This window comes from Janthinobacterium sp. JF4 (genome assembly GCF_059617925.1).
In genome coordinates, this window is the sequence record NZ_JCAQAV010000046.1 from 1 (window position 1) to 19,190 (window position 19,190).

At 60.0% G+C, this 19,190-nt stretch carries 15 protein-coding genes; 7 read left to right on the plus strand and 8 right to left on the minus strand.

The window, feature by feature from the left end:
* Positions 1-193: 193 nt before the first annotated feature.
* The 5 genes from istA to gluQRS all read left to right on the plus strand — a co-directional run bounded on the left by istA (position 194) and on the right by gluQRS (position 4,359).
* A complete protein-coding gene (gene istA, locus AC54AF_RS23600; protein WP_496638528.1) occupies positions 194-1,237 on the plus strand; it encodes an IS21 family transposase in 1,044 nt (347 codons plus the stop codon).
* Positions 1,234-2,019 carry an IS21-like element helper ATPase IstB gene (gene istB, locus AC54AF_RS23605; RefSeq protein WP_496638500.1) on the plus strand — a complete coding sequence of 262 codons (786 nt, stop codon included), beginning with the start codon at positions 1,234-1,236 and terminating at the stop codon, positions 2,017-2,019. Before istA ends, istB begins: the two co-directional genes overlap by 4 nt.
* A 112-nt stretch (positions 2,020-2,131) precedes the next feature.
* Positions 2,132-2,833, plus strand: a complete 702-nt coding sequence (locus AC54AF_RS23610; protein WP_496638529.1) for an RHS repeat-associated core domain-containing protein — start codon at positions 2,132-2,134, stop codon at positions 2,831-2,833.
* 8 nt (positions 2,834-2,841) lie between these two features.
* The gene (locus AC54AF_RS23615; protein WP_496638501.1) at positions 2,842-3,270 is read left to right on the plus strand and encodes a hypothetical protein; all 429 of its coding nucleotides are present in this window, start codon (positions 2,842-2,844) and stop codon (positions 3,268-3,270) included.
* Between the two features lie 168 nt (positions 3,271-3,438).
* On the plus strand, positions 3,439-4,359 hold the full coding sequence (gluQRS, locus tag AC54AF_RS23620) for a tRNA glutamyl-Q(34) synthetase GluQRS (RefSeq protein WP_496638502.1): 921 nt from the start codon (positions 3,439-3,441) through the stop codon (positions 4,357-4,359).
* A gap of 74 nt (positions 4,360-4,433) precedes the next feature.
* Here gluQRS and AC54AF_RS23625 read toward each other — a convergent pair whose 3' ends face one another.
* A complete protein-coding gene (locus AC54AF_RS23625) occupies positions 4,434-6,665 on the minus strand; it encodes a TonB-dependent receptor (RefSeq protein ID WP_496638503.1) in 2,232 nt (743 codons plus the stop codon).
* Between the two features lie 315 nt (positions 6,666-6,980).
* Positions 6,981-7,193, minus strand: a complete 213-nt coding sequence (locus tag AC54AF_RS23630) for a hypothetical protein (RefSeq protein ID WP_496638504.1) — start codon at positions 7,191-7,193, stop codon at positions 6,981-6,983.
* Here AC54AF_RS23630 and AC54AF_RS23635 point away from each other — a divergent pair.
* Together AC54AF_RS23635 and bla are read left to right on the plus strand one after the other, a co-directional pair.
* Entirely contained in the window at positions 7,192-9,867 is a 2,676-nt protein-coding gene (locus AC54AF_RS23635) for a hybrid sensor histidine kinase/response regulator (protein WP_496638505.1), read from the plus strand. The genes AC54AF_RS23630 and AC54AF_RS23635 overlap by 2 nt on opposite strands.
* Positions 9,860-10,753: a class A beta-lactamase gene (bla, locus tag AC54AF_RS23640; RefSeq protein WP_496638506.1), complete on the plus strand. Its 894-nt coding sequence runs from the start codon at positions 9,860-9,862 to the stop codon at positions 10,751-10,753. Before AC54AF_RS23635 ends, bla begins: the two co-directional genes overlap by 8 nt.
* On the opposite strand, the gene AC54AF_RS23645 is transcribed toward bla, so the two are convergent.
* The 6 genes from AC54AF_RS23645 to AC54AF_RS23670 all read right to left on the minus strand — a co-directional run bounded on the left by AC54AF_RS23645 (position 10,754) and on the right by AC54AF_RS23670 (position 19,068).
* A complete protein-coding gene (locus tag AC54AF_RS23645) occupies positions 10,754-11,188 on the minus strand; it encodes a DUF695 domain-containing protein (protein WP_131689806.1) in 435 nt (144 codons plus the stop codon).
* Between the two features lie 38 nt (positions 11,189-11,226).
* A complete protein-coding gene (locus AC54AF_RS23650; RefSeq protein WP_496638507.1) occupies positions 11,227-11,883 on the minus strand; it encodes a hypothetical protein in 657 nt (218 codons plus the stop codon).
* Between the two features lie 97 nt (positions 11,884-11,980).
* Positions 11,981-12,247: a PAAR domain-containing protein gene (locus AC54AF_RS23655; RefSeq protein ID WP_496638508.1), complete on the minus strand. Its 267-nt coding sequence runs from the start codon at positions 12,245-12,247 to the stop codon at positions 11,981-11,983.
* A gap of 13 nt (positions 12,248-12,260) precedes the next feature.
* On the minus strand, positions 12,261-13,892 hold the full coding sequence (locus tag AC54AF_RS23660) for a type VI lipase adapter Tla3 domain-containing protein (protein ID WP_496638509.1): 1,632 nt from the start codon (positions 13,890-13,892) through the stop codon (positions 12,261-12,263).
* An 85-nt stretch (positions 13,893-13,977) separates the two neighbouring features.
* Entirely contained in the window at positions 13,978-16,254 is a 2,277-nt protein-coding gene (locus AC54AF_RS23665; RefSeq protein ID WP_496638510.1) for a T6SS effector phospholipase Tle3 domain-containing protein, read from the minus strand.
* 18 nt (positions 16,255-16,272) lie between these two features.
* Positions 16,273-19,068 (minus strand): type VI secretion system Vgr family protein, encoded by a 2,796-nt coding sequence (locus AC54AF_RS23670; protein ID WP_496638511.1) that lies wholly within the window; start codon positions 19,066-19,068, stop codon positions 16,273-16,275.
* Positions 19,069-19,190: the final 122 nt, after the last annotated feature.

The window sequence follows — 19,190 nt, forward strand, 5'->3', positions numbered from 1 at the left end:
CGTGAACAAAGCCGGGTTCGTAGTCCTTGAAGGTCTTCTTGGCCGAGATCGTTTCGCCCTCGGCCTTGGGATGTCAGCAGCGGTTGTAAACTGATACACAGCAGCGATTGAAAACTGATACACCGTTTTGAGATGATGGCTGCTTTTCGGAGCAGCCTTGAAACCCAACGAGGTGTATGTGGAAATTCAGTTAATGAGCAAGCATGGGTTGAGTCTGCGGCGGATCGCCGCCGAGGTGGGCTGCGCGGTGAACACGATGCGGCGGCACTTGGCGTTGACGTCGGTGCCGAAATACGAACGCAAGGTCAAACGGCCCAGCAAGCTGGCGCCGCACGAGACGTATCTGCGCGAACGGCAGACGGCGGCGCGGCCAAACTGGATACCAGCCAGTGTGCTGCATCGTGTGATCGTCGAGCGCGGGTATCAGGGCGGCCTGAGTCAGCTGCGCGCATTCATGCGTTCATTGCGGCCGACGCTGCCGGTCGAGCCCGAGGTGCGTTTCGAGACGGCGATGGGCGAGCAGTTGCAGGTGGACTGGGTCGAGTTCCGCAAAGGCGGCGTGCCGCTGCATGCGTTCTGCGCCACGATGGGCTACAGCCGCGCCAGCTACGTCGAGTTCGTCAGCGACATGAAGGTGGCCACGCTGATCGGCTGCCATGAGCGGGCCTTCGCCGCGTTTGGCGGCGTGCCGCGCAAGGTCCTGTACGACAACATGAAGACGGTCGTCATCGAGCGCGACGTGTACGGCGAAGGCCAGCACCGCTATCACGCCGGCTTCCTCGACTTTGCCAAGCACAGCGGCTTCATCATCAAGCTGTGCCAGCCGTACCGGGCCCAGACCAAGGGCAAGGTCGAGCGCTTCAACGGCTACCTGCGGCGCTCGTTTTACGTGCCGCTGGCGAGCCGCCTTGGTCAGAGTGGCTTGCAGCTCGACGTCGTCACTGCCAACGCGGAAGTGGCGCGCTGGTTGCAGACGGTGGCCAACGAGCGGGTGCACGGCACGACACAGGAGAAGCCGGCCGCGCGGATGGCGGTGGAAAGGCCCTATTTGCAGCCGCTGGCAGTGCCGTGGCGCGGCGATATCGCCGCCGCCCGGCCGCAGGCGGCGGCGCCGGAGGCGCCTGCGGCGCGCCCAGCCATCGTGGTCGAACGGATCGCCGAAGTGGCGCCGGCGCAGCACCCGCTGGCAGTGTATGAACAGTTACTGATGCATGTCCGGCATGGAGTGGCGGCATGAACCTGCAACATGAACGCATCACCGCGCTGTGCGACGCGCTCAAGCTCCCCTTCGTGGCGCAAGGCTACGGCGCGGCGGCCCAGCAGGCGGCCAAGGACGAGGTGGCCTATAGCGACTTCCTGGAGGCGCTGCTGCGCGAAGAAATGGCGGGACGGACAGTGCGCAAGCAAAGCACGATGACGCGCCTGGCCAGCTTCCCTGCAATCAAGACGCTCGATCAGTTCAACTATGACTTTGCGAAAGGCGTCAAGCGCAGCCAGATCGAGGAGCTGGCCGGACTGGGCTTCATCGAGCGCAACGAGAACGTGGTGCTGGTCGGCCCCAGCGGCGTGGGCAAAACCCATTTGGCCATGGCGTTGGGTTACAAGGCCACCCAGGCCGGCATCAAGACGCGCTTCATGACGGCGTCCGATTTGCTGTTGACCTTGAGCACGGCGCACGCGCAGAACAGTTTGAAGACGGTGATGCACCGGGCCATCAAGGCGTATCGCCTGCTCATCATCGACGAAATTGGCTACCTGCCGATGAACCGCGAGCAGGCCAACCTGTTCTTCCAGGTGATCGCGGCGCTGTATGAAAAAGGCAGTCTGATCATGACGAGCAACCTGCCGTTCGGCCAGTGGGACGCGACGTTTGCGCAGGACGCGACGTTGACGGCGGCGCTGCTGGACCGATTGCTGCATCATGCCCATATCGTGCCCATCGCCGGCGAAAGTTACCGGCTCAAGCACCAGCGGCAAGCTGGTGTCGTTCAGGCCATCCGGGCCGACCACGCTGCCTGAGCGAGTCCGGAAAGAAGAAAATATCCAGCATGTGCTGGTGATGGAGGTGTATCAGTTTTAAATCGCTGCGAGCGCCAAAACTGTATCAGTTTTAAATCGCTGTTGACACGAGCTGACGGATGCGCAAGGAAACGTGGTCTGGAGCGGGCGCTACAAGGCCTGGGGGCGCTTGCTTTATGTGGAAGGGGAAATCGAGCAGCCGCTGCGGTTTCAGGGGCAGTATGAGGATGGGGAAACGGGGCTGTTTTACAATCGCCATAGGTACTATGACCCAGAGCCAGGACGTTACCTGACGCAAGATCCCATCAGATTACTGGGAGGATTGAATTGCTATCGATATGCCACAAATCCAACTGGTTGGGTCGACCCACTAGGACTATCAAAAAAATGCAATAAAAATACAAATTGCGATCCATGTATTGGAAAAAATCCAGCAGCTTGGGCAAGCCAATGGCAAGGACATGGTGAATACAAAGGCAGAGACAATTGGAAAAATACCATCTTAAAAGCAAATACCGTTATTTACGGAGGAGTTCCAGGGCAATCGGGATTTTATTTTGACGAAGATACATTAAAAAAAGCATCCGGAAGCAAGTCAAAGCTAGGCGAATTATTGCAAGTATTACCGCATAGAAAATTTGGCTATCGTCCAGACGTACAGGCTTATAGAGTTAAAAAAGATACGTGTGTAGCAACAAGCGTTGCAATGGCTCAAGATGCTAGTATTTTTGGCAATGGTGGCGGCCAACAATTCTTCTTGTCTGATTTCAAAACCAAAGTTATAAAAATTGGTACAAAAATAAAATTAAAATGACATATATTATGAAAATGCATACTTCTGATGGATCCCTTAATGCCGGGAAATACATATCCGTATTTAAAGGTATGAAACGACATGACCTACTTTCACAGTCAAAAAAACAAATATGGAAAGACTGGATAACAAGAGATGATGAGGTAATATCCTACAAAACAACATTGAAAAATGAAAAAAATCCAAAAGAGACTTTAATCTTAATTGTCTTTTTTGAAAAAAATGATGGGCCCATAAAATTCTGGAACTTTGGACCAGAAAATAACATTAATGAAATTCAATCAAAACCAGAAGGGAAATATACGAAAATTATGAGGAACTGGTTTTTTGAAAACTTTAAAATTACTCTTCCACAATCTGGATCATGGGGTGAGATAGATGCATTTTATGATCCTCACAACCTTACGACATCAATTATTTGTAACTATCGATATTAGTATGCATGAAAGACAATTTAAAAGGCTACTTCAAGAACAAAATATTCATAAAATCAAGCTCAAAATTTGACTTGTTTTTCACTCTAAACGATACTTTCTCTTGCAGTCTTAGGACATACCACCCAACACTGCGGCACCCGCACATCAGATTATCGTAAAAAATTTCGCATGACCTTAACGATCCCTCCCTACATCGGCCGCTTCGCCCCCTCTCCCTCCGGTCCCCTGCACATGGGCTCGCTCGTTGCCGCCATGGCCAGCTATCTCGATGCGAAGGTGCATCGCGGCACGTGGCTGCTGCGCATCGAGGATCTGGACTATGACCGCAATGTCGAGGGCGCCGATATGGCGATCCTGGCCACCCTGCAACGCTGCGGCATGACGTGGGATGGCGAGGCGACGTGGCAGAGCCGCAGGCTGCCGCTGTATGAGGCGGCGCTGAAGCGCTTGCAGGACGCTGGCCTCGTGTATGCGTGCGGCTGTTCGCGCAAGGAGATCCAGGATTCGAACTTGCAGGCGGGAGCGCCGAAAAACGGTGCCGCCGTGTATCCGGGCACTTGCCGCCACGGCCTGGCGCCGGGCAAGGCGGCGCGGGCCTTGCGGTTGCGCGTGCCAGAGGGGCCGCAAGCCGTGTATGGTTTTATTGACCGCTGGCATGGTCCGCAGCGGCAGGACCTGGCCGGCGAGGTGGGCGACTTCATCGTGCTGCGCGGCGATGGCTATTGGGCGTACCAGCTGGCCGTCGTCGTCGACGATGGCGCGCAGGGCATCACGCAGGTGGTGCGCGGCGCGGACTTGCTCGATTCCACGCCGCGCCAGCTGTATCTGCAGGATGTGCTGGGCTTGCCGCATCCGGGCTTTCTGCATGTGCCCGTCGTCAACAATGCCAGCGGCGAAAAGCTGTCGAAGCAGACGGGCGCCCTCGCCTTCGATACGGCCAGCAGTGCTGCCGACCTGCTGGCGTCGGCCTTGCTGCCGGCCGCCCGCTTCCTGGGACTCGACGTGCGTGCCGACAAGGTGGAAGATTTCTGGCGGCAAGCCATTCCCGCCTGGGCGCAGCGGCTGGCGCAACTTCCCGAGCGCACATAAAAAAACCCGCCGCGGCGAACCGGGCGGGTAGCAATGCAGGCGCCAGCACATGGCCGGCGCCTGGTATCAGGCAATTAGAAGTTGCCCTTGAACTGCACGCCAAACTGACGTGGCTCATTGATGAAGCCCGTGCGGTTGTTGAAGTCGATGGCGCCCGTGATACGCTGGGTGTCGGTGATGTTGCGGCCAAAAGCGGCCACTTCATACTTGCCAGCATCCCAGGTGTAGCCCACGCGCAAGCCGCCTTCGACCATCGGCTTGCCGGTGAACTCGGTTGCCTCATACAGGAAGAAGTTGATCTTGCTGCGGTAAGCCCAATCCGTGAAGACGAAGAATTCGCCGTTTTCCATCGGGATCGAATAGCGGCCCGTGGCGGTGATCGTCCACTTCGGCGCTTGCGGCAATGGATTGCCGTCGATGATGGCACGGTTGCCGGTGGTCAGCGAATCGGTCACGGTGCAACGCGTTTGCGCGCAGGTGGCGATCGACAGGCTCGGGTCCTTGATTTCCGTGAAGTTGTAGCTGCCGCCCAGGGACATCTTCAGGCTAGGCGTGACAAAACCTTCCAGTTCCAGTTCCGCGCCGCGGCCATTCGTTTTGGCGGCATTGATCAGGCGCGTCACGTTCGACGTGCCGCCAACGACCGTCAATTGCTGGTTCTTCACCTGGTAGTTGTACAGGCTGAAGGCAACGCGGGCGCGGCGCTCGAACAGGTCGGCCTTGATGCCGGCTTCGAACGAGGTAATCGTTTCCGCATCGGCCACGGTGACAGGCACGCTGGTGCTGGCCGGGGCGATACTTGGCGCGCGGAAACCGGTGGCGACACGGCCGTAGAAGTTCACGTCCTTGTTGTACTTGTAGGTACCGCTCAAGTCCCAGTTGACCTTGGCTTTGCTGACATCGGCGCTGGTCGGGTTGACCTGTACGATGTTGGTCGCTTCCACCGTGTTGAAATCCTTCTTGTCCTTGGTGTAGCGCAAGCCGGCGCGCAGCATGAAGTCATCGTTGACGGCGTAGTTGACGGAACCAAACGTTGCCCAGGCCGAGTTCTTCTGACGGCTGGCCAGGTGCGTGGTCAGCACGTGCGTGTTGGTATCGAAGTTGTCGGTGAAACCGTTGGCATCTTCGTTGAAGTAGTACACGCCAGCCTGCCAATTGAGCGGACCGGCATTCTTCGATTCGGCGCGGAACTCTTGCGAGTATTGTTTCACGCTGGTGATGCCGCCAGCCGTTTCAACCTGGAAAGGAATGAAGCCTGGGCCCGTTGGCGTACCGCCGTCGATATCGCCATGCGACACGTAGTTGCCGACCTGTTCAAAGCCCGTGATCGAGTACAGTTTGATACCGTCCAGATCCCAGCTCAGGCGGGCGCTGGCGCCGTTGGTGCGCAGGCGCTGGAAGTTTGGTGCGTTCGTGAACGACTTGTTCGGGTCGAAACCGTCGACGATATCGTTCGTGCCCTGCTTGATCATGTTGGCGTAGAAGATGCGCGCGCTGCCCGTGGTGTTGCGCTGGTGCACGTTGAACAGGGCGTTGAACATGGCGTTCGGCGCATACAGCAACTGCACGCGTTCGGCGTGTTCGTTGTAGCCGTCCAGCGCATTCTTCTGGCCCGTAAACGTGTTGTCGACGTAATCGTCGCGGTGCTGGCGCAGGGTCGAGAAGCGCAGCGCCCATTCTTTGCTCAGCGGCACGTTGACGGCGCCGTCGAAGTTGGTGGTGTTGTGCGTGGCGGCGGAAACGTTGTAATTGCCTTCAACCTTGTCCAGGTTCGGCTTGACGGATTCGAACTTGACCACGCCGGCAGGCGTATTGCGGCCGAACAAGGTGCCTTGCGGGCCACGCAGCACTTCCACGCCCGCCACGTCGAAAATCGGATAGCCCTTGAGGATAGGATTTTCTTGCACGACATCGTCGTAAATCAGGGAAACAGGTTGCGATGCAAAGATGTTGAAGTCGGTATTGCCGTAGCCGCGGATATAGAAGCGGGGGAAGGTGCGGCCATTCGACGATTCCACGTTCAGGCTCGGCAATTTGCCAGCCAGCACGCGGATATCCTGACCGCTGGACACCAGCACGTCGAGCTTTTCATCACGCAGCAGCGACACGGAAACGGGCACGTCGCGGATATTTTCCTTGCGGCGCTGCGCCGTCACGGTCACGGTTTCCAGCTGACTGGCGGCAGGGGTCGTATCAGCAGCGACTTCATCGGCGTATGCCGAGCCGATAGGCAAGGCAGCGGACAGTGCCAGCATAGCGGCGCTTTTGGCGCACAAACGCTTGTGCATCTTGGACATCTTGATCATGTAGTTTCCCAGAAGTTTAAAAAAAGAATTGCGAAATCTGTCTTTCTTGCAACCTGTCTCCGGCTTATGTACGGCGCTGAACGATCGTATGCACCATCACGGTGCAGCAGCGCGAGCGGATGTCTCTCCGCTCCTGGCGTCACTGGCTCTGCCCTGGCTGCCGTCCAAGCTGACAGCGGTTCCGGCCGCATCTCTGAGATGTCTGATGAACACCAACTTTTGAGTAAGGCGCCAATTTAATTCAAGCGCCTGATGCGCTGCAAGAATATTGTTATGTAAAATATTCATTCATCAACATAAAGGCCTGACTAGTGGTTATTCAGCCACAATAGCGCCCTTGCCTTGCCTTTTCTTCCGATGATTTGCCGCATGGCGCGACTTTTTCATCAGGCCCGGGAAAGCGGAACTGCCATCCTGCAAGACAACCCTGAGAGTAAAAATAGTTGTAATATCGCCAGACTTGAGTTGCCAGGCCGCCCCATTCCAGTGCGGCAGCGGCCCCCCTGCACCATCGTCGATAGCCTCCATGCCAGAACCCAGCCAGCCCAGTAGCGCCGTCCCGTCCTCCAGCGTCGCCGCCCAGGCGGCACATTTACTGCTGAGCGCCCATTGCGACATCGTCTGGAGCACGAAAACCTTCGGCCAGTTCGATGCCGACCAGCCTTCCTGGCGCGCCTTCACGGGCCAGGCCGAGGCCGAACTGCTGGGCCGCGGCTGGGTCAATGCCCTGCATCCGGATGATCGCAACTTGCCGTATGTCATGCCCTCGCATCTGGGCAGCGTGTTCGAAGCGGAATACCGCCTGCGCCACGTCAGCGGCGCCTACCGCAACATGCTCGTGCGCATGCTGCCTGTGCTGGCGCCCGATGGCAGCATCGTTGAATGGCTGGGCTCGCATTGCGACGTGACGCAGCAACGGCAGACAGAACAGCGGCTGCGCCTGGCCATGCAGGGCGGCCGCATGGGCACGTGGGAAATCGACCTGGGCAGCGGCAGCATGGCCGGCTCCGATGCCTTCAAGGCCAATCTGGGCTTGCCGCCTGACAGCCACATCGACTACGCGCAGCTGACGGGCGCCATGCTCGACGGCGACCTGCAGCACTGGCAGACGGTGGTGCACGCCGCCATCGCCAGCGCCAGCGATTTCGAAATCGACATCCGCGTGCGCTGGCCCGATGGTTCACTGCACTGGGCGCACATGCGCGGCACCTGCGCCAGCGATGGCGCCGGCAACGTGATCGCCCTGTCCGGCATCTCGCTCGACCTGACGGCCAGCAAGCAGAACGAGGAAACCCTGCGCCTGACCCTGGCAGCTGGCGATGTGGCCACCTGGAACTGGGACATCGTGGCCGACCGGGTCACGGCCGACAGCAATATGGCGCGCTTGTTCCCTGTCCATGCCGATGCGGCCACGGCAGCGCCGCTGGCGCGCTACCTGGACCTCATCCATCCCGATGACCGCGAGCAGGTCAGCGCGCAGATAGCCCAGGCACTGCAAGCGCACACGCCGTTCGAGGCCAGCTACCGCGTCGGCGCCGGCGATGGCCAGTACCGCACGGTCATCGCGCGGGGCCGCGCGGAATATGCGCCCGATGGCACGCCCTTGCAATTTCCAGGCGTGCTGCTCGACATCACGCGCCAGAAACAGGTGGAAGATGCGCTGCGCCGCAGCGAGGAACGCTACCGCACCTTGATCGAACTGATGGATCAGGCCTTTTGCGTCATCGAAATGCTGTATGACGAGCAAGGCCGCCCCGTGGACTTCCGCTACCTGGAAGGCAACGCCGCCTTCGTCAAGCAGTCGGGGCTGGACAATGCCATCGGCAAGACCATCCGCAGCTTCGTGCCCGAGCACGACCAGCACTGGTTCGACCTGTACGACCAGGTCGTCAAGACTGGCGAGCCCGTGCGCTACGAAAACGAAGCCGTGGCCATGGAGCGCTGGTTCGAAGTCTTCGCCGCGCGCCTGGGCGGCCCCGGCAGCCGCCTGCTGACGGTGCTGTTCAGCGACATCAGCGAGCGCAAGCGCTCGGAGCAGCAATTGCGCCAGCTGGCCGACAACCTGTCCGAAATGGACCGGCGCAAGACGGAATTCCTGGCCACCCTGGCACACGAACTGCGCAACCCGCTGGCGCCCATCCGCAACGGCTTGCAAATCATGCACCTGGCCGCCGACAAGCCCGCCACCGTGGCGCGCGTGCGCGACGTGATGGAACGGCAAGTCAATCAGATGGTGCATTTAGTCAATGATTTGCTGGACGTGGCTCGCATCACGCGGGGCCAGATCGAACTCAGGCTGGAACGGGCAGACTTGAAAACCATCATCGCGGGCGCCGTGGAAACGAGCATGCCGCTGATCGAAGCGGGTCATCATCAGTTGCAGGTAGCGCTCGATGAGCAGGCGCTGCCGCTCGAGGCCGACCCCACGCGCCTGGCGCAAGTGCTGGGCAATTTGCTCAACAATGCCGCCAAGTACACGCCCGCCGGCGGCCATATCAGCTTGCGCGCGCGGCGCGACGGCCACGAGGCGCTGATCGAGGTACAGGACAGCGGCGTGGGCATTCCCGCCGAATCGCTGGTCACCGTCTTCGACATGTTCAGCCAAGTGGGACAAAATATGGGCAGGGCTCAGGGCGGCCTGGGCATCGGCCTGTCGCTGGTGCGGCGCCTGGCCGAGTTGCATGGTGGTAGCGCCACGGCGGCCAGTCCCGGCGCCGGCCTGGGCAGCACCTTCAGCGTGCGCCTGCCACTGCTGGCAGCCGAGCCAGCCGCACCGGCCGTATCGGCCGAGACCGCCAGCGCCACCAGCGGTCCGCACTTCCGCGTGCTGGTAGTCGACGACAATATCGATGCGGCCGATACCCTCGCCGCCGTGCTCGGCATGATGGGCCATGCCACGCAAGTGGCCCACGACGGCGCGCAAGCCCTGGCGATGGCGCCGCAATTCTTGCCAGACGTCATCTTCCTCGATATCGGCTTGCCCGGCATGAACGGCTACGAGGTGGCGCGCACGCTGCGCCAGACAGCGGCCGGCGACGCCGCCGTACTCGTCGCATTGACGGGCTGGGGCGCCGAAAACGACCGCAGCCAATCGAGCGCGGCCGGCTTCGACCACCATCTGACCAAACCGGCCAGCCTGCTCGCCATCGGCGAATTGCTGGCCACCCTTTCCACTCCACAAACATCTACAGACCATGACTGAATCCCTGAACCACGTCCGCCGCCACCTCCTGCTGGCCAGCGGCGCTGCCCTGCTGTGCCCGGCACCGCTGCTGTTTGCCGCGCCCGCCACCAGCATCGCCGCCGCCCGGACGCAGCTGGCCGCGCTGGAACAAGCCGCAGGCGGGCGCCTCGGCGTGGCCGCCTGGCGCCAGGGCAGCGAGCTGCGCGTTGCCTATCGCGCCGACGAACGCTTTCCCCTGGCCAGCACCTTCAAGGCCATGCTGGCGGGCGCCGTGCTGGCCCGCAGCGTCAGCCAGCCGGACTTGCTGGACCAGCACGTGCGCTACGAGAAAAAAGACCTGGTCACCTACTCGCCCATCACGGAAAAACATCTGGCCGACGGCATGAACGTAGCCGATCTGTGCGCCGCCACCTTGCAGTACAGCGACAATAGCGCGGCCAATTTCCTGATGACACTATTAGGCGGGCCGCAAGCCGTGACGGCGTTTGCGCGCAGCATCGGCAACACGGTATTCCAGCTGGAACGCTGGGAAACGGAACTCAATAGCGCCATCCCCGGCGAAGTGCGCGACACGGCCAGCCCTGCGTCGATGGCGCACAGCCTGCAGCAATTGTTATTGGAAAATAGCTTGCCGGCGCCGCAGCGCCAGCAGCTCGACGCCTGGATGCGCGGCAACACGACGGGCGACCAGCGCATCCGCGCCGGCGTACCTGCCGGCTGGCAGGTGGCGGATAAAACGGGCTCGGGCGCCTATGGCAGCGTCAACGATATCGGCGTGGCCTACCCGGCCAGCGGCGCGCCGCTGGTGATCGCCGTGTACTACACGCGCGAACAGAAAAAGGCGGACACGAATCAGGACATCATCACGGCCGCCACGCGCATCGTGGTCGCTGCGTTGGTCTGATTATTTCGGCAGTGCGGCCATGAAACCCGCGTAAGTCGACCAGGCGGGGTCGGCCGCGCTGCGGATTTCAATCGGGAATTTCGGGCGCGACGCCAGCGCCGTGTTGAGGCGATTGAAAAACTCTTCGCCCGACTGCGTGTAATAAATCCACTCGCGCAGGTTTTCACCCGTCGACACCAGCGCCAAGGTGGCGAAGCCGCCCTCTTCCACGACGGGCGCCAGCGCCGCTTCCAGTTCTTCCATGTGCTCGCGCTCGTTCGGCGCGGGCATGCCCGTCTCGTCTTCGTAGCGCCAGGCGATGATGATGCGGTCCGGCTGCGACGACAGGTCCCAGTCGTCATGGAAGGCGTCGACATAGCGGTAGATGATGGCCATCTCGTCGCTATGCGTGACAATGGTGCCCCAGCTGCGGGCGGAAGTGGAATTTTCGTTCATGGTTGCAACAGTCAAAAAAACAATCGAGGGGGCGCAGCTTACAGCACTGGCGGGCAAGTCACATTCCACGCGTCATACTGGGCGCCGCTCTTGCGCAGCCAGACGCGCGCGTAGCTGTCGCGGTCGCTCTTGAACACCAGCGCATAGCGCTCCTCGGCACGCGGCGCGGCGGCGCCCACGTCGACAGCCGCCAGCGCAAACTTCAGCGCGCGCAACGGGGCGCAGGCCGTGTTACCCGCCATCAATAATCGCGCCCGCTCCAGCAGCGGTTTCTGGTACAGCAACACGCCTTCCAGTTCCGCATCGGGGACGCGCTGCAGCATGCGCACGGGTTCGGCCACCGCGCGGCAGGTGCCACGGTCGAGCCAGGCAAAATATTCCATGCCAGCCTCCTGCCAGCGCGCCTGCTTGCCCTCGCCGTGCAGCACGAACTTGGTGCGCTGCGTGCGGCACAGCGCGCCATGGCCGCGATACGGCGACGTTTCCACGCTGCCCACCACTTCGCTGCCATGGCCGCCCACCACGGGCACGCTCTCGAACACGGTGCGTGCCGCCGGCTCGCCCGGATATTGCTGCGCATAAAATTCCAGCAAGGACGCGCGCTGCTGCGCATCCACCATCTCGGCGGCACTGGCAGAGAGGCACATGGCCGACACTACACACAGCGCCAAGGGGCGCACGATATATCTTGGCATGGATCCTGGCATGGCATTCCTTCAATCGACGTTCGGGGACGGGTATCGTCCAAGCGCAGATTATATAGTTAGCAGGAAATACCAGGAGCGCGCCGCGTCAGGAGGTGCGGAAGGTGGCGCTGCCAGCGAGCAACTTGGCGCCGCAGGTGGTGGTGTCGCCCTCAAAGGCGATGGCGATGCCGTTGATGGTATGTCGGGACGAGCCGCTGGCGATCTTGCAGCCCTGATGTCCCTTGATGGGGCAGCTGCACAGATCCCCGACGCAGGCGACCGCAATCCCGTTGACCGTGAAGTGCGTGGCGGCACAACTGAGCACCTTGCCGCCGTGCGACGTGGCGTCGCCCAAACGGATGACTTTGCGCATGCTGCCTCCCTTTCTACTTGTCCACCGCGCTTTCCAGGATCGCTTCCACCGATGGCGCCGCGTAGTTGGCCGGGTCGACGGCTGGCGTGATACGGCTGCGGAAAATGTCGCCGCCCGCATCCTGCTTCTTGCGCGTGGTATCCGACGGCGGCGTGATGAAGATGATGCTCGCTTCGTTATTGTCGCGCAGATTGATCGCCGCACTGGCGCCGCCATCGCGATAGCTGCCCATCACGCCGATGGCCATCTGCATGAACCAGGTGGCCGCACCCGTGTTGCCCAGGCGATGATCGGTATTGATGAACTGCGCACTCTTGCCACTGTCGATTTCCGGCCCGCCCTGCGCCGCGTAATCGTGCAGCATGCCTTCGAGCATCAACAACTGTTCCGGCTGATTTCCCGTACCGGTCACGATGCGCGCTGGTCCCTTGCCACGCTCCGTTTCAGGTAAAGTCTGCAGTGCCTGCTGCCAGCCTGCATTGAATATCCTCTGGCGCGCGTCGCGCCGCGTGACGGGCTTGCCTTCCTCATCCGCGAACTTGACGAACACGGGCCGGTGCACGAAACCGAACGAGGGCAGGCGGTCAAAGGTTTCCATCTGCTCCCGATTCCACGGAATGGGAAACCACGGCGTCGGCTTCCATTCACGCGGCGGGCGATTTTCCCAAGGATTGAGTTTATCGAACGTATGCAAGCCGACGCCACGGATATCGGGCCGCTGGGCGAAGGCGGCGGCGGCGGCGAGCCATTCGGCGACGGTGGGTTGACGAGGGATGGGAGGAAAATCCGCGCCTAATTCCTTATCTGGTTTCGCCAGAGATTCCATCAACTGATAATACATCGCCCTGAATTGCTCTTGTACAAACATATTTCCGGGATCGTCCCATATCGATGGCCTCAAGAAGTCAATTCGTTCGCGCCGTGCCAGCACAAATGCCACCGTGGCATCAGGCATATCGGGAATGTAATGTCCATCCCGCAACATCTTTACATCCCCTTTCGCGCGAATACCATCTCTCGTCCCCGCACTATCATCGGCCATCAGAACCACGTATGGCACGTCAGGATGGGTATCAAAAAACTCAAAGATGTTGAGTAGCAATTTATCAGGATGTTCAGCTAGACTCCAGGGAGCGATCGAAAACAGATGCCATGCCATGCCGGAAGTCCCCGCGCCTGCAATCAATCCAGCCATCGGTACTCCAGCTTCAGGCTGTTGCTTAGAATCACGAATCGGTGGACCAGCATAAAATGACGGTACTCCCCAATACAACGGTGTAAAGTTGATTCCGTTCTCCATCGCATCGTATGCACGCCCTCCGCTCACCCCATTTTTATCCAAGGCGCTCCACGCGTACTTGCTCTTGTCCTGTTCTCTGATAGAAGTAAAAGCACTTCCTTTTTGTAAGGCATCCCATAGTCTGGCTTGCCGATATCTATCAAAGGTCACTCCAAGGCCTATCACTTCCAAGACATATTCATCCCGTGATGTCGTACCATCTACACTCTCTTTCTGAACCTGCGCAGATCTCTTTTTTGATGCCGACTCTCGTTCATTTTCTTGTGCCGACACACTGACCCACTTAACAAGTAGGACAAGAAACAGTACTAGCAATGGAATACCAATCCAACGAACGACGGTCATGATGACCTCCTGTTCTAGCTATTGAAAGGTATCGCTCTGCAGTTCATCGCAGAGCGGGCAGAAAACTATAGAAAGCTAAGATCATTCAAGTTTTCGACTTCTTAACGTCAGAAGTCTTTTTCCCGCTTTTGGTTTCTGATATGACGATTTTCCACAGAGGTCCTGTCAGCAACGGTAGATCAGCAGGTAAAACACCTGAGTTGTAATAAGATATGCTTCCTTTGATTACATTTTTTCTCCAACTATTTTCCGCATCAAAATACATATGAAAAGTCTTAAGAAACTCCGACCATAAAAGGATTCCTGGCCGTCGTTTTCCGAGTTCGTACGATATCTTCACCCGCCAATCCGCCACCGCACATAAGTACGCATAGAACTGCGGATCAGAACTAGCCTTGCCGCTGCCAATCGCCACGTCATACGCGGTCACCTGGCTATGATTTTTCGCGCTTCCGATAATGGAACTGTGGAAAGATTTGGCACTGACTTCCCGCTGCCAGCGCAAGCGCGCCTCGTTCGGGCTTTCCTGAATTTTCGCCACGACCTTACTGTCTGGGTAGCGTTGCGCCGAGACAATTTCGCGTTGATCCAGCTTGTCTTTCACGTCCAGTCCTTTTTCCTTGTTGTAGCTTGCCGTCATCAATGCCAGCTCTCGTGGAGTGAGGTGTTCCACCCGTTCGGGAAACTTTTGATAACCGCCAGGATCAGGACGATATTCGCTGCGTAGCTGCATGCCAGTCCCGCTCGTCAGTGCGACCGACGCATCGCAGGGATCGACCTCCTCCGCAGGTCCCTGGTCGGCAACAGGACGGTTTCTCATCATGGACGTAGCCGGGATATTCGCCGGATCGATTTGCGACACGCCGCGCAGGTCGGCGGCTACCGGCAGCTTCAAGGCTTCCCCTGTGATGGTGCGTATGCCATTGCGCTGTTCCACTTTGCTCAACCGGGTATTGACAGGCCAGGCCACCGCTTGATGTTGTGCACGGTGTTTTCGCAGAGAAACCTCCACATGCGACTGCTCCGTTTCCGCCGGCAAGCGCAACGGAAAATCAAAAGGTGGCGGCTTGCCTACGAACGACACCGTGGTCTTTCCCGTGGCCGGATCCAGCCGGGTCTTGTTGCTGAATACACGCTGATAAAATCTGCCGCCCAGTTCCGCCAGCGCGCCGCGTACCTGCTTATGCTCCACGAGCTTGGTATGTCCGGACGACATACTGTACCCATCCAGACTCGATGTCTCCTCTTCTTCCACCAATTCACTTCCCGACGCATGATCGGGCACGCCATCCCAGCCTATGCCCTGGATGTTATCGAGCGCCACCGTCATGTCTTCAGGGCAAAAATACAGATAGACCTTGCGGCGGTTGTCGCGGTCTTCGGCATTCTGCCAGCGGCTGCCGACCATGCCGCAATGTTCGTCCTTCTTCAAGTCGACAAACGACGGCTGGCAGGCCTGCCCGCTGCCTTTTGCCACGCCGGCCACGATATTCGCCAAAGTCTTCAGGCGCGCGCCCAGCGTCTGCGTACCACTGAGCAAATGGTAATAGGGCTTCATCGCCGCATCCTCGCCGCCATCGAACCAGGCGGCGCCTCGCATCAACAGAGGCAGGCTGTCCACCAGACTGTAGGGCGGATGCGTGAGTATCAGATTATCGGCCGGCGCCAGCCCCTTTTCCATCAGCATGGCTTGCGCCAGCAGCGACAACAGGCAGCCCTGGCTGTGCGCGACGATGCTGACGGTGTCTTGCGCGTCATAATCGCGGATCATGGCAATGAGCGCGGCCAAGCGCTGGGCGGCCAGCACCATATACATGCGTCCAGGCGCCGTCTTCAGCGGGCGCAAGGCATCGCCCATGGGGTCCGCCGGCGCATACATGCCCGGACGCCACATGTCGGGCAGGCTGCTGGTGGCGTTGCCGAACGGTCCGCCCTCCTTGGACAGGTCCTTGTCCAGCCGGTTACCGTAGCGATCGACGAACTGGCCGTTGACGGTGCGGCATTTTTCTCCCACTTCACGGTAGCCCCAGTAAAACGGAATCACGGGGCTATTGGTATCCTTGGCGATCGTGCGCTTGAAGAAGACGGCGTCGGGATCGTCTTCCAGCTTGTCCTTGTCCGCCGCCACGGGCATCCGATATGACGCGGGCGTAAAGCCGCGCCCCAGCCTTTGCGTCAAGCCCTCGCACAAGCCATGTTCCACCGCCTTGTAGCTGACGCCCACGTCGTTGACGCCATGAATAACGATGATATTGCCCGGCAGGTTGCGGCGTATTCTCACCTTCTTGCACACGCTGCGTTCGCAATGCAGGATCGCCACTTCGTCGCCCACCACGTACGGCACTTTCGGATAGCTGCCCATCGCACTCTCCTGGCGTCATCAATCCTTGTTATTGAACACTTCGATGGCGGCCAGTTGCATCGCGGCGCGCGCCAGCACTTCCGTCTTGCCGTCCCCGTCACTGCGGCCATCTGCCGACGAGCCATCCTCCAGCTTCACGGCAAAGTGCGCCTCCGGCGCCAACTGCGGTTCCTGCGGCACGCCATCGACAGGGCTGTCGTCGCCCTCGTATTGAAAAATGAATTGCTGATCGGCCTTGCCCTCGGCAAAGCTTGGCAACTCCACCGACATGCTCTGCGGGTCGTTGAAGACGAAGTCGGGTGCATTGAAGTTCAGCGGCGACTTGCTGCCGAAGGTGATGCCCTCGGCGATGCGGATGAACGCGCCATGCTTGGAAATCAACACGATTTCATCGGCCATGCCCGTCAGCTTGCCCTCGCTGGCCGTCAGCTTCAAATTTTTCGCCGCATTGAATTCCATGTCGTCATGCTGGCTTTGCAGCAGGAACTTGCCATGGTGGGCGATGGCGCGGATGCCATCCGCATGGGAAAACAGCGAGATGCCCTTGCCCGCGTTCACGCTGTAGCGCTGGCCAGCCACCGCTTGCAAATGCTGCTGCGCCACCGTGTCGATACTGCTGGCGGCATAGCTGACGATGGCCTTCGAACTGGCAAAGCTGATGCCGGCCGGCGCCGTGACGGCAATCGCCGCCGCACCGCCCAGGTCGGCACGGGGCTGCGTATTGCTGCCGCCTTCCCAGCTTTTCAAGCTGTGCTGCAGCTCCTGCTGCGCTTCGTCCGCGTTCTCCAGCGCCTGATGCGTGGCCGCATAGCTGCCCAGCGAGCGAAACAGTTCCAGACAGTTTTCCATCAGGCCCAGATATTCGCTGCGCGCCATGTGCCCGCCATCGCCGTTCAGGCGCTTCCAGGCCGAGAGCAGCATGCCCTTGCCCGCCCGCATGGCCAGTTGCTCATCGGTGCGCAGCTCGGCGCCCTCGCCGCGTGCTTCGCCCTGGCCATTGCGCCGGTCCTGCGTCAGCCAGCCCAGATTGAGCTGGGTCGAACCATGATCGCTGGCAAGCTGGGCATTGATCTGCCCATGGACATCGTCAAAGCGCAGCTGGTTGCCACGCGTGCCACGGATCTCACGGCTCCTGATGCCGGACAAATAGCGGTTGGCGGGCAAGTCGCCTGCCTTGCTCAAGGCGATTGGCAACGCACTGTAGTTGTACAGCTGGCCCACGACAATGGGCCGGTCCGGATCGCCGCCCAGGAAGGCCAGCAGGACTTCGCTACCCACGCGCGGCAAGCCCAGGTAGCCGCATTGCTGCATGCTGCCAGGTCCGCTTCCCGCCCAGCTGGACGCGACGCGCACCCAGGCCGAATCGGCATCCGTGTCGGAGGCGCCCGTGCCGCCCGCGTGCTCATGGTCCAGCGTGCGCGTGGCGGAAAAGCGGACCTTGACCCGGCCCATCGCGTCGCAATGCACTTCCTCATTCGCCGGCCCCACCACCATGGCGCTTTGCATCGTGACTGGCGGCAGGTCGATGCGCGTGTCGTAGGCCGGCACGATGGGCACGCCACGTCGTACGGCAATCAGTTCAATATGCATGCGCAAGGGGCCGCCGTCCACCTCCACCGCCAACTCGCGCTGCGACAACGATGCGTCATCGGCCAGCCAACGGTTGCGCGCAAACAGGCGCGCTACCCTGGCGGCAAGCTCCCTGGGTAAATTATTTTGCGCCGCCACCTGCAGCGACGTGACGACAAAATCGCGCTCGTCCGCTGGCAAGGCGTCGATGTCGGGGTGCTCGGCCAGGCTGAAGTATTCGCCCGGGCACAGGTCGCGCACGCTGCCGTCGGCGTGAAAACAATGGCTCTCGTAATCATGCTGCTGCATGGCCAGCATGCCCAGCTGGCACAAGGCTTCATGATCCGCACCCGCGCGCGGCGGCAGCACGCGGTAATCATCGAGCGTGGCCGCAAGCGCATTGCCATGCATGCCCTGCTGCCCCCGCCCCAAGGCATCGGCGGTCATGAACGGCCGCGCGCGCGGGTGTTCTTCATTCCAGCTATGGCGCGTCACCTTGCCCGCCTGCAGCTTGCGCACTTCGCTCCACGAGGTCAGGGTGTCGCGTTCCTCCGTTGCCCGGTCCGCGTGATAGCGCACGGTGTCCGCCATGTTTTTCCGCAAGCCATCGGCATGGTTGAATAGCACCAGGGTATGCGCCGGCTCGGCATGTGCATTCGTCTTGCCCTCCGCGCGAAAAAACCAGGCGACGCCGCTGCGCTTGAGCAGGCGCCGCACGAAGGCCGCATCGGATTCATTGTGCTGCATGACAAACTCCCGCTGCGGATACGTTTGCGCCTCGAAGAAATCGGCAAACGCATACTGGAAGGCGTGCGCCAGCACGGTATTGCTGCGTATCCATTCGTCGAGCAGGGTCTTGACGATCTCGATATCCGTCAGGCGCCGGAAGACGCGCGTATTGCAGCGTTTTTCCATGACGGCCAAGGCATCCGTCAGCACCAGCTGGTAGCTGGCCAGCCCGCCATCGCTGTCGCCGGTACTCGCTTGCGTGACGATGCCGCAGATGCTGCGCAGCTGGCCCTGGTCGGTGACGATGTCGAGTGCGGCCGGCAAGGCAATCAAACTACTGAGCGGCAAGTCGGCATGCGTCGAAACGCACAGCACGCGGTATTCGATCCCGCCGCAGATGGCCTCGCTGCCGGCGATACGCTGCGGCATCAGCACACCGGCAGGCACCTTGGGCGAGACACCCAGGCGCAGGCGCAAGGGACGTTCGCCACCCAACATCGATTCAACACCGTCCATGGCGCTCTCCTCGTTCCTACATCAAGCTGGAGAACCGACAATGCCATGGGATGGCAGGGGAATACATGATATTTAGTAAGAACCCGACAAGGTTCCCATAACTTCCATCAACCTTTTCCACT

What these genes read in the sequence shown, in the direction of transcription:
- istA (WP_496638528.1), top strand. Translation starts at nt 194, where the DNA reads ATGAGCAAGCATGGGTTGAGTCTGCGGCGGATCGCCGCCGAGGTGGGC.
- istB (WP_496638500.1), top strand. Translation starts at nt 1,234, where the DNA reads ATGAACCTGCAACATGAACGCATCACCGCGCTGTGCGACGCGCTCAAG.
- AC54AF_RS23615 (WP_496638501.1), top strand. Translation starts at nt 2,842, where the DNA reads ATGAAAATGCATACTTCTGATGGATCCCTTAATGCCGGGAAATACATA.
- gluQRS (WP_496638502.1), top strand. Translation starts at nt 3,439, where the DNA reads ATGACCTTAACGATCCCTCCCTACATCGGCCGCTTCGCCCCCTCTCCC.
- AC54AF_RS23625 (WP_496638503.1), bottom strand. Translation starts at nt 6,665, where the DNA reads ATGATCAAGATGTCCAAGATGCACAAGCGTTTGTGCGCCAAAAGCGCC.
- AC54AF_RS23635 (WP_496638505.1), top strand. Translation starts at nt 7,192, where the DNA reads ATGCCAGAACCCAGCCAGCCCAGTAGCGCCGTCCCGTCCTCCAGCGTC.
- AC54AF_RS23630 (WP_496638504.1), bottom strand. Translation starts at nt 7,193, where the DNA reads ATGGAGGCTATCGACGATGGTGCAGGGGGGCCGCTGCCGCACTGGAAT.
- bla (WP_496638506.1), top strand. Translation starts at nt 9,860, where the DNA reads ATGACTGAATCCCTGAACCACGTCCGCCGCCACCTCCTGCTGGCCAGC.
- AC54AF_RS23645 (WP_131689806.1), bottom strand. Translation starts at nt 11,188, where the DNA reads ATGAACGAAAATTCCACTTCCGCCCGCAGCTGGGGCACCATTGTCACG.
- AC54AF_RS23650 (WP_496638507.1), bottom strand. Translation starts at nt 11,883, where the DNA reads ATGCCAAGATATATCGTGCGCCCCTTGGCGCTGTGTGTAGTGTCGGCC.
- AC54AF_RS23655 (WP_496638508.1), bottom strand. Translation starts at nt 12,247, where the DNA reads ATGCGCAAAGTCATCCGTTTGGGCGACGCCACGTCGCACGGCGGCAAG.
- AC54AF_RS23660 (WP_496638509.1), bottom strand. Translation starts at nt 13,892, where the DNA reads ATGACCGTCGTTCGTTGGATTGGTATTCCATTGCTAGTACTGTTTCTT.
- AC54AF_RS23665 (WP_496638510.1), bottom strand. Translation starts at nt 16,254, where the DNA reads ATGGGCAGCTATCCGAAAGTGCCGTACGTGGTGGGCGACGAAGTGGCG.
- AC54AF_RS23670 (WP_496638511.1), bottom strand. Translation starts at nt 19,068, where the DNA reads ATGGACGGTGTTGAATCGATGTTGGGTGGCGAACGTCCCTTGCGCCTG.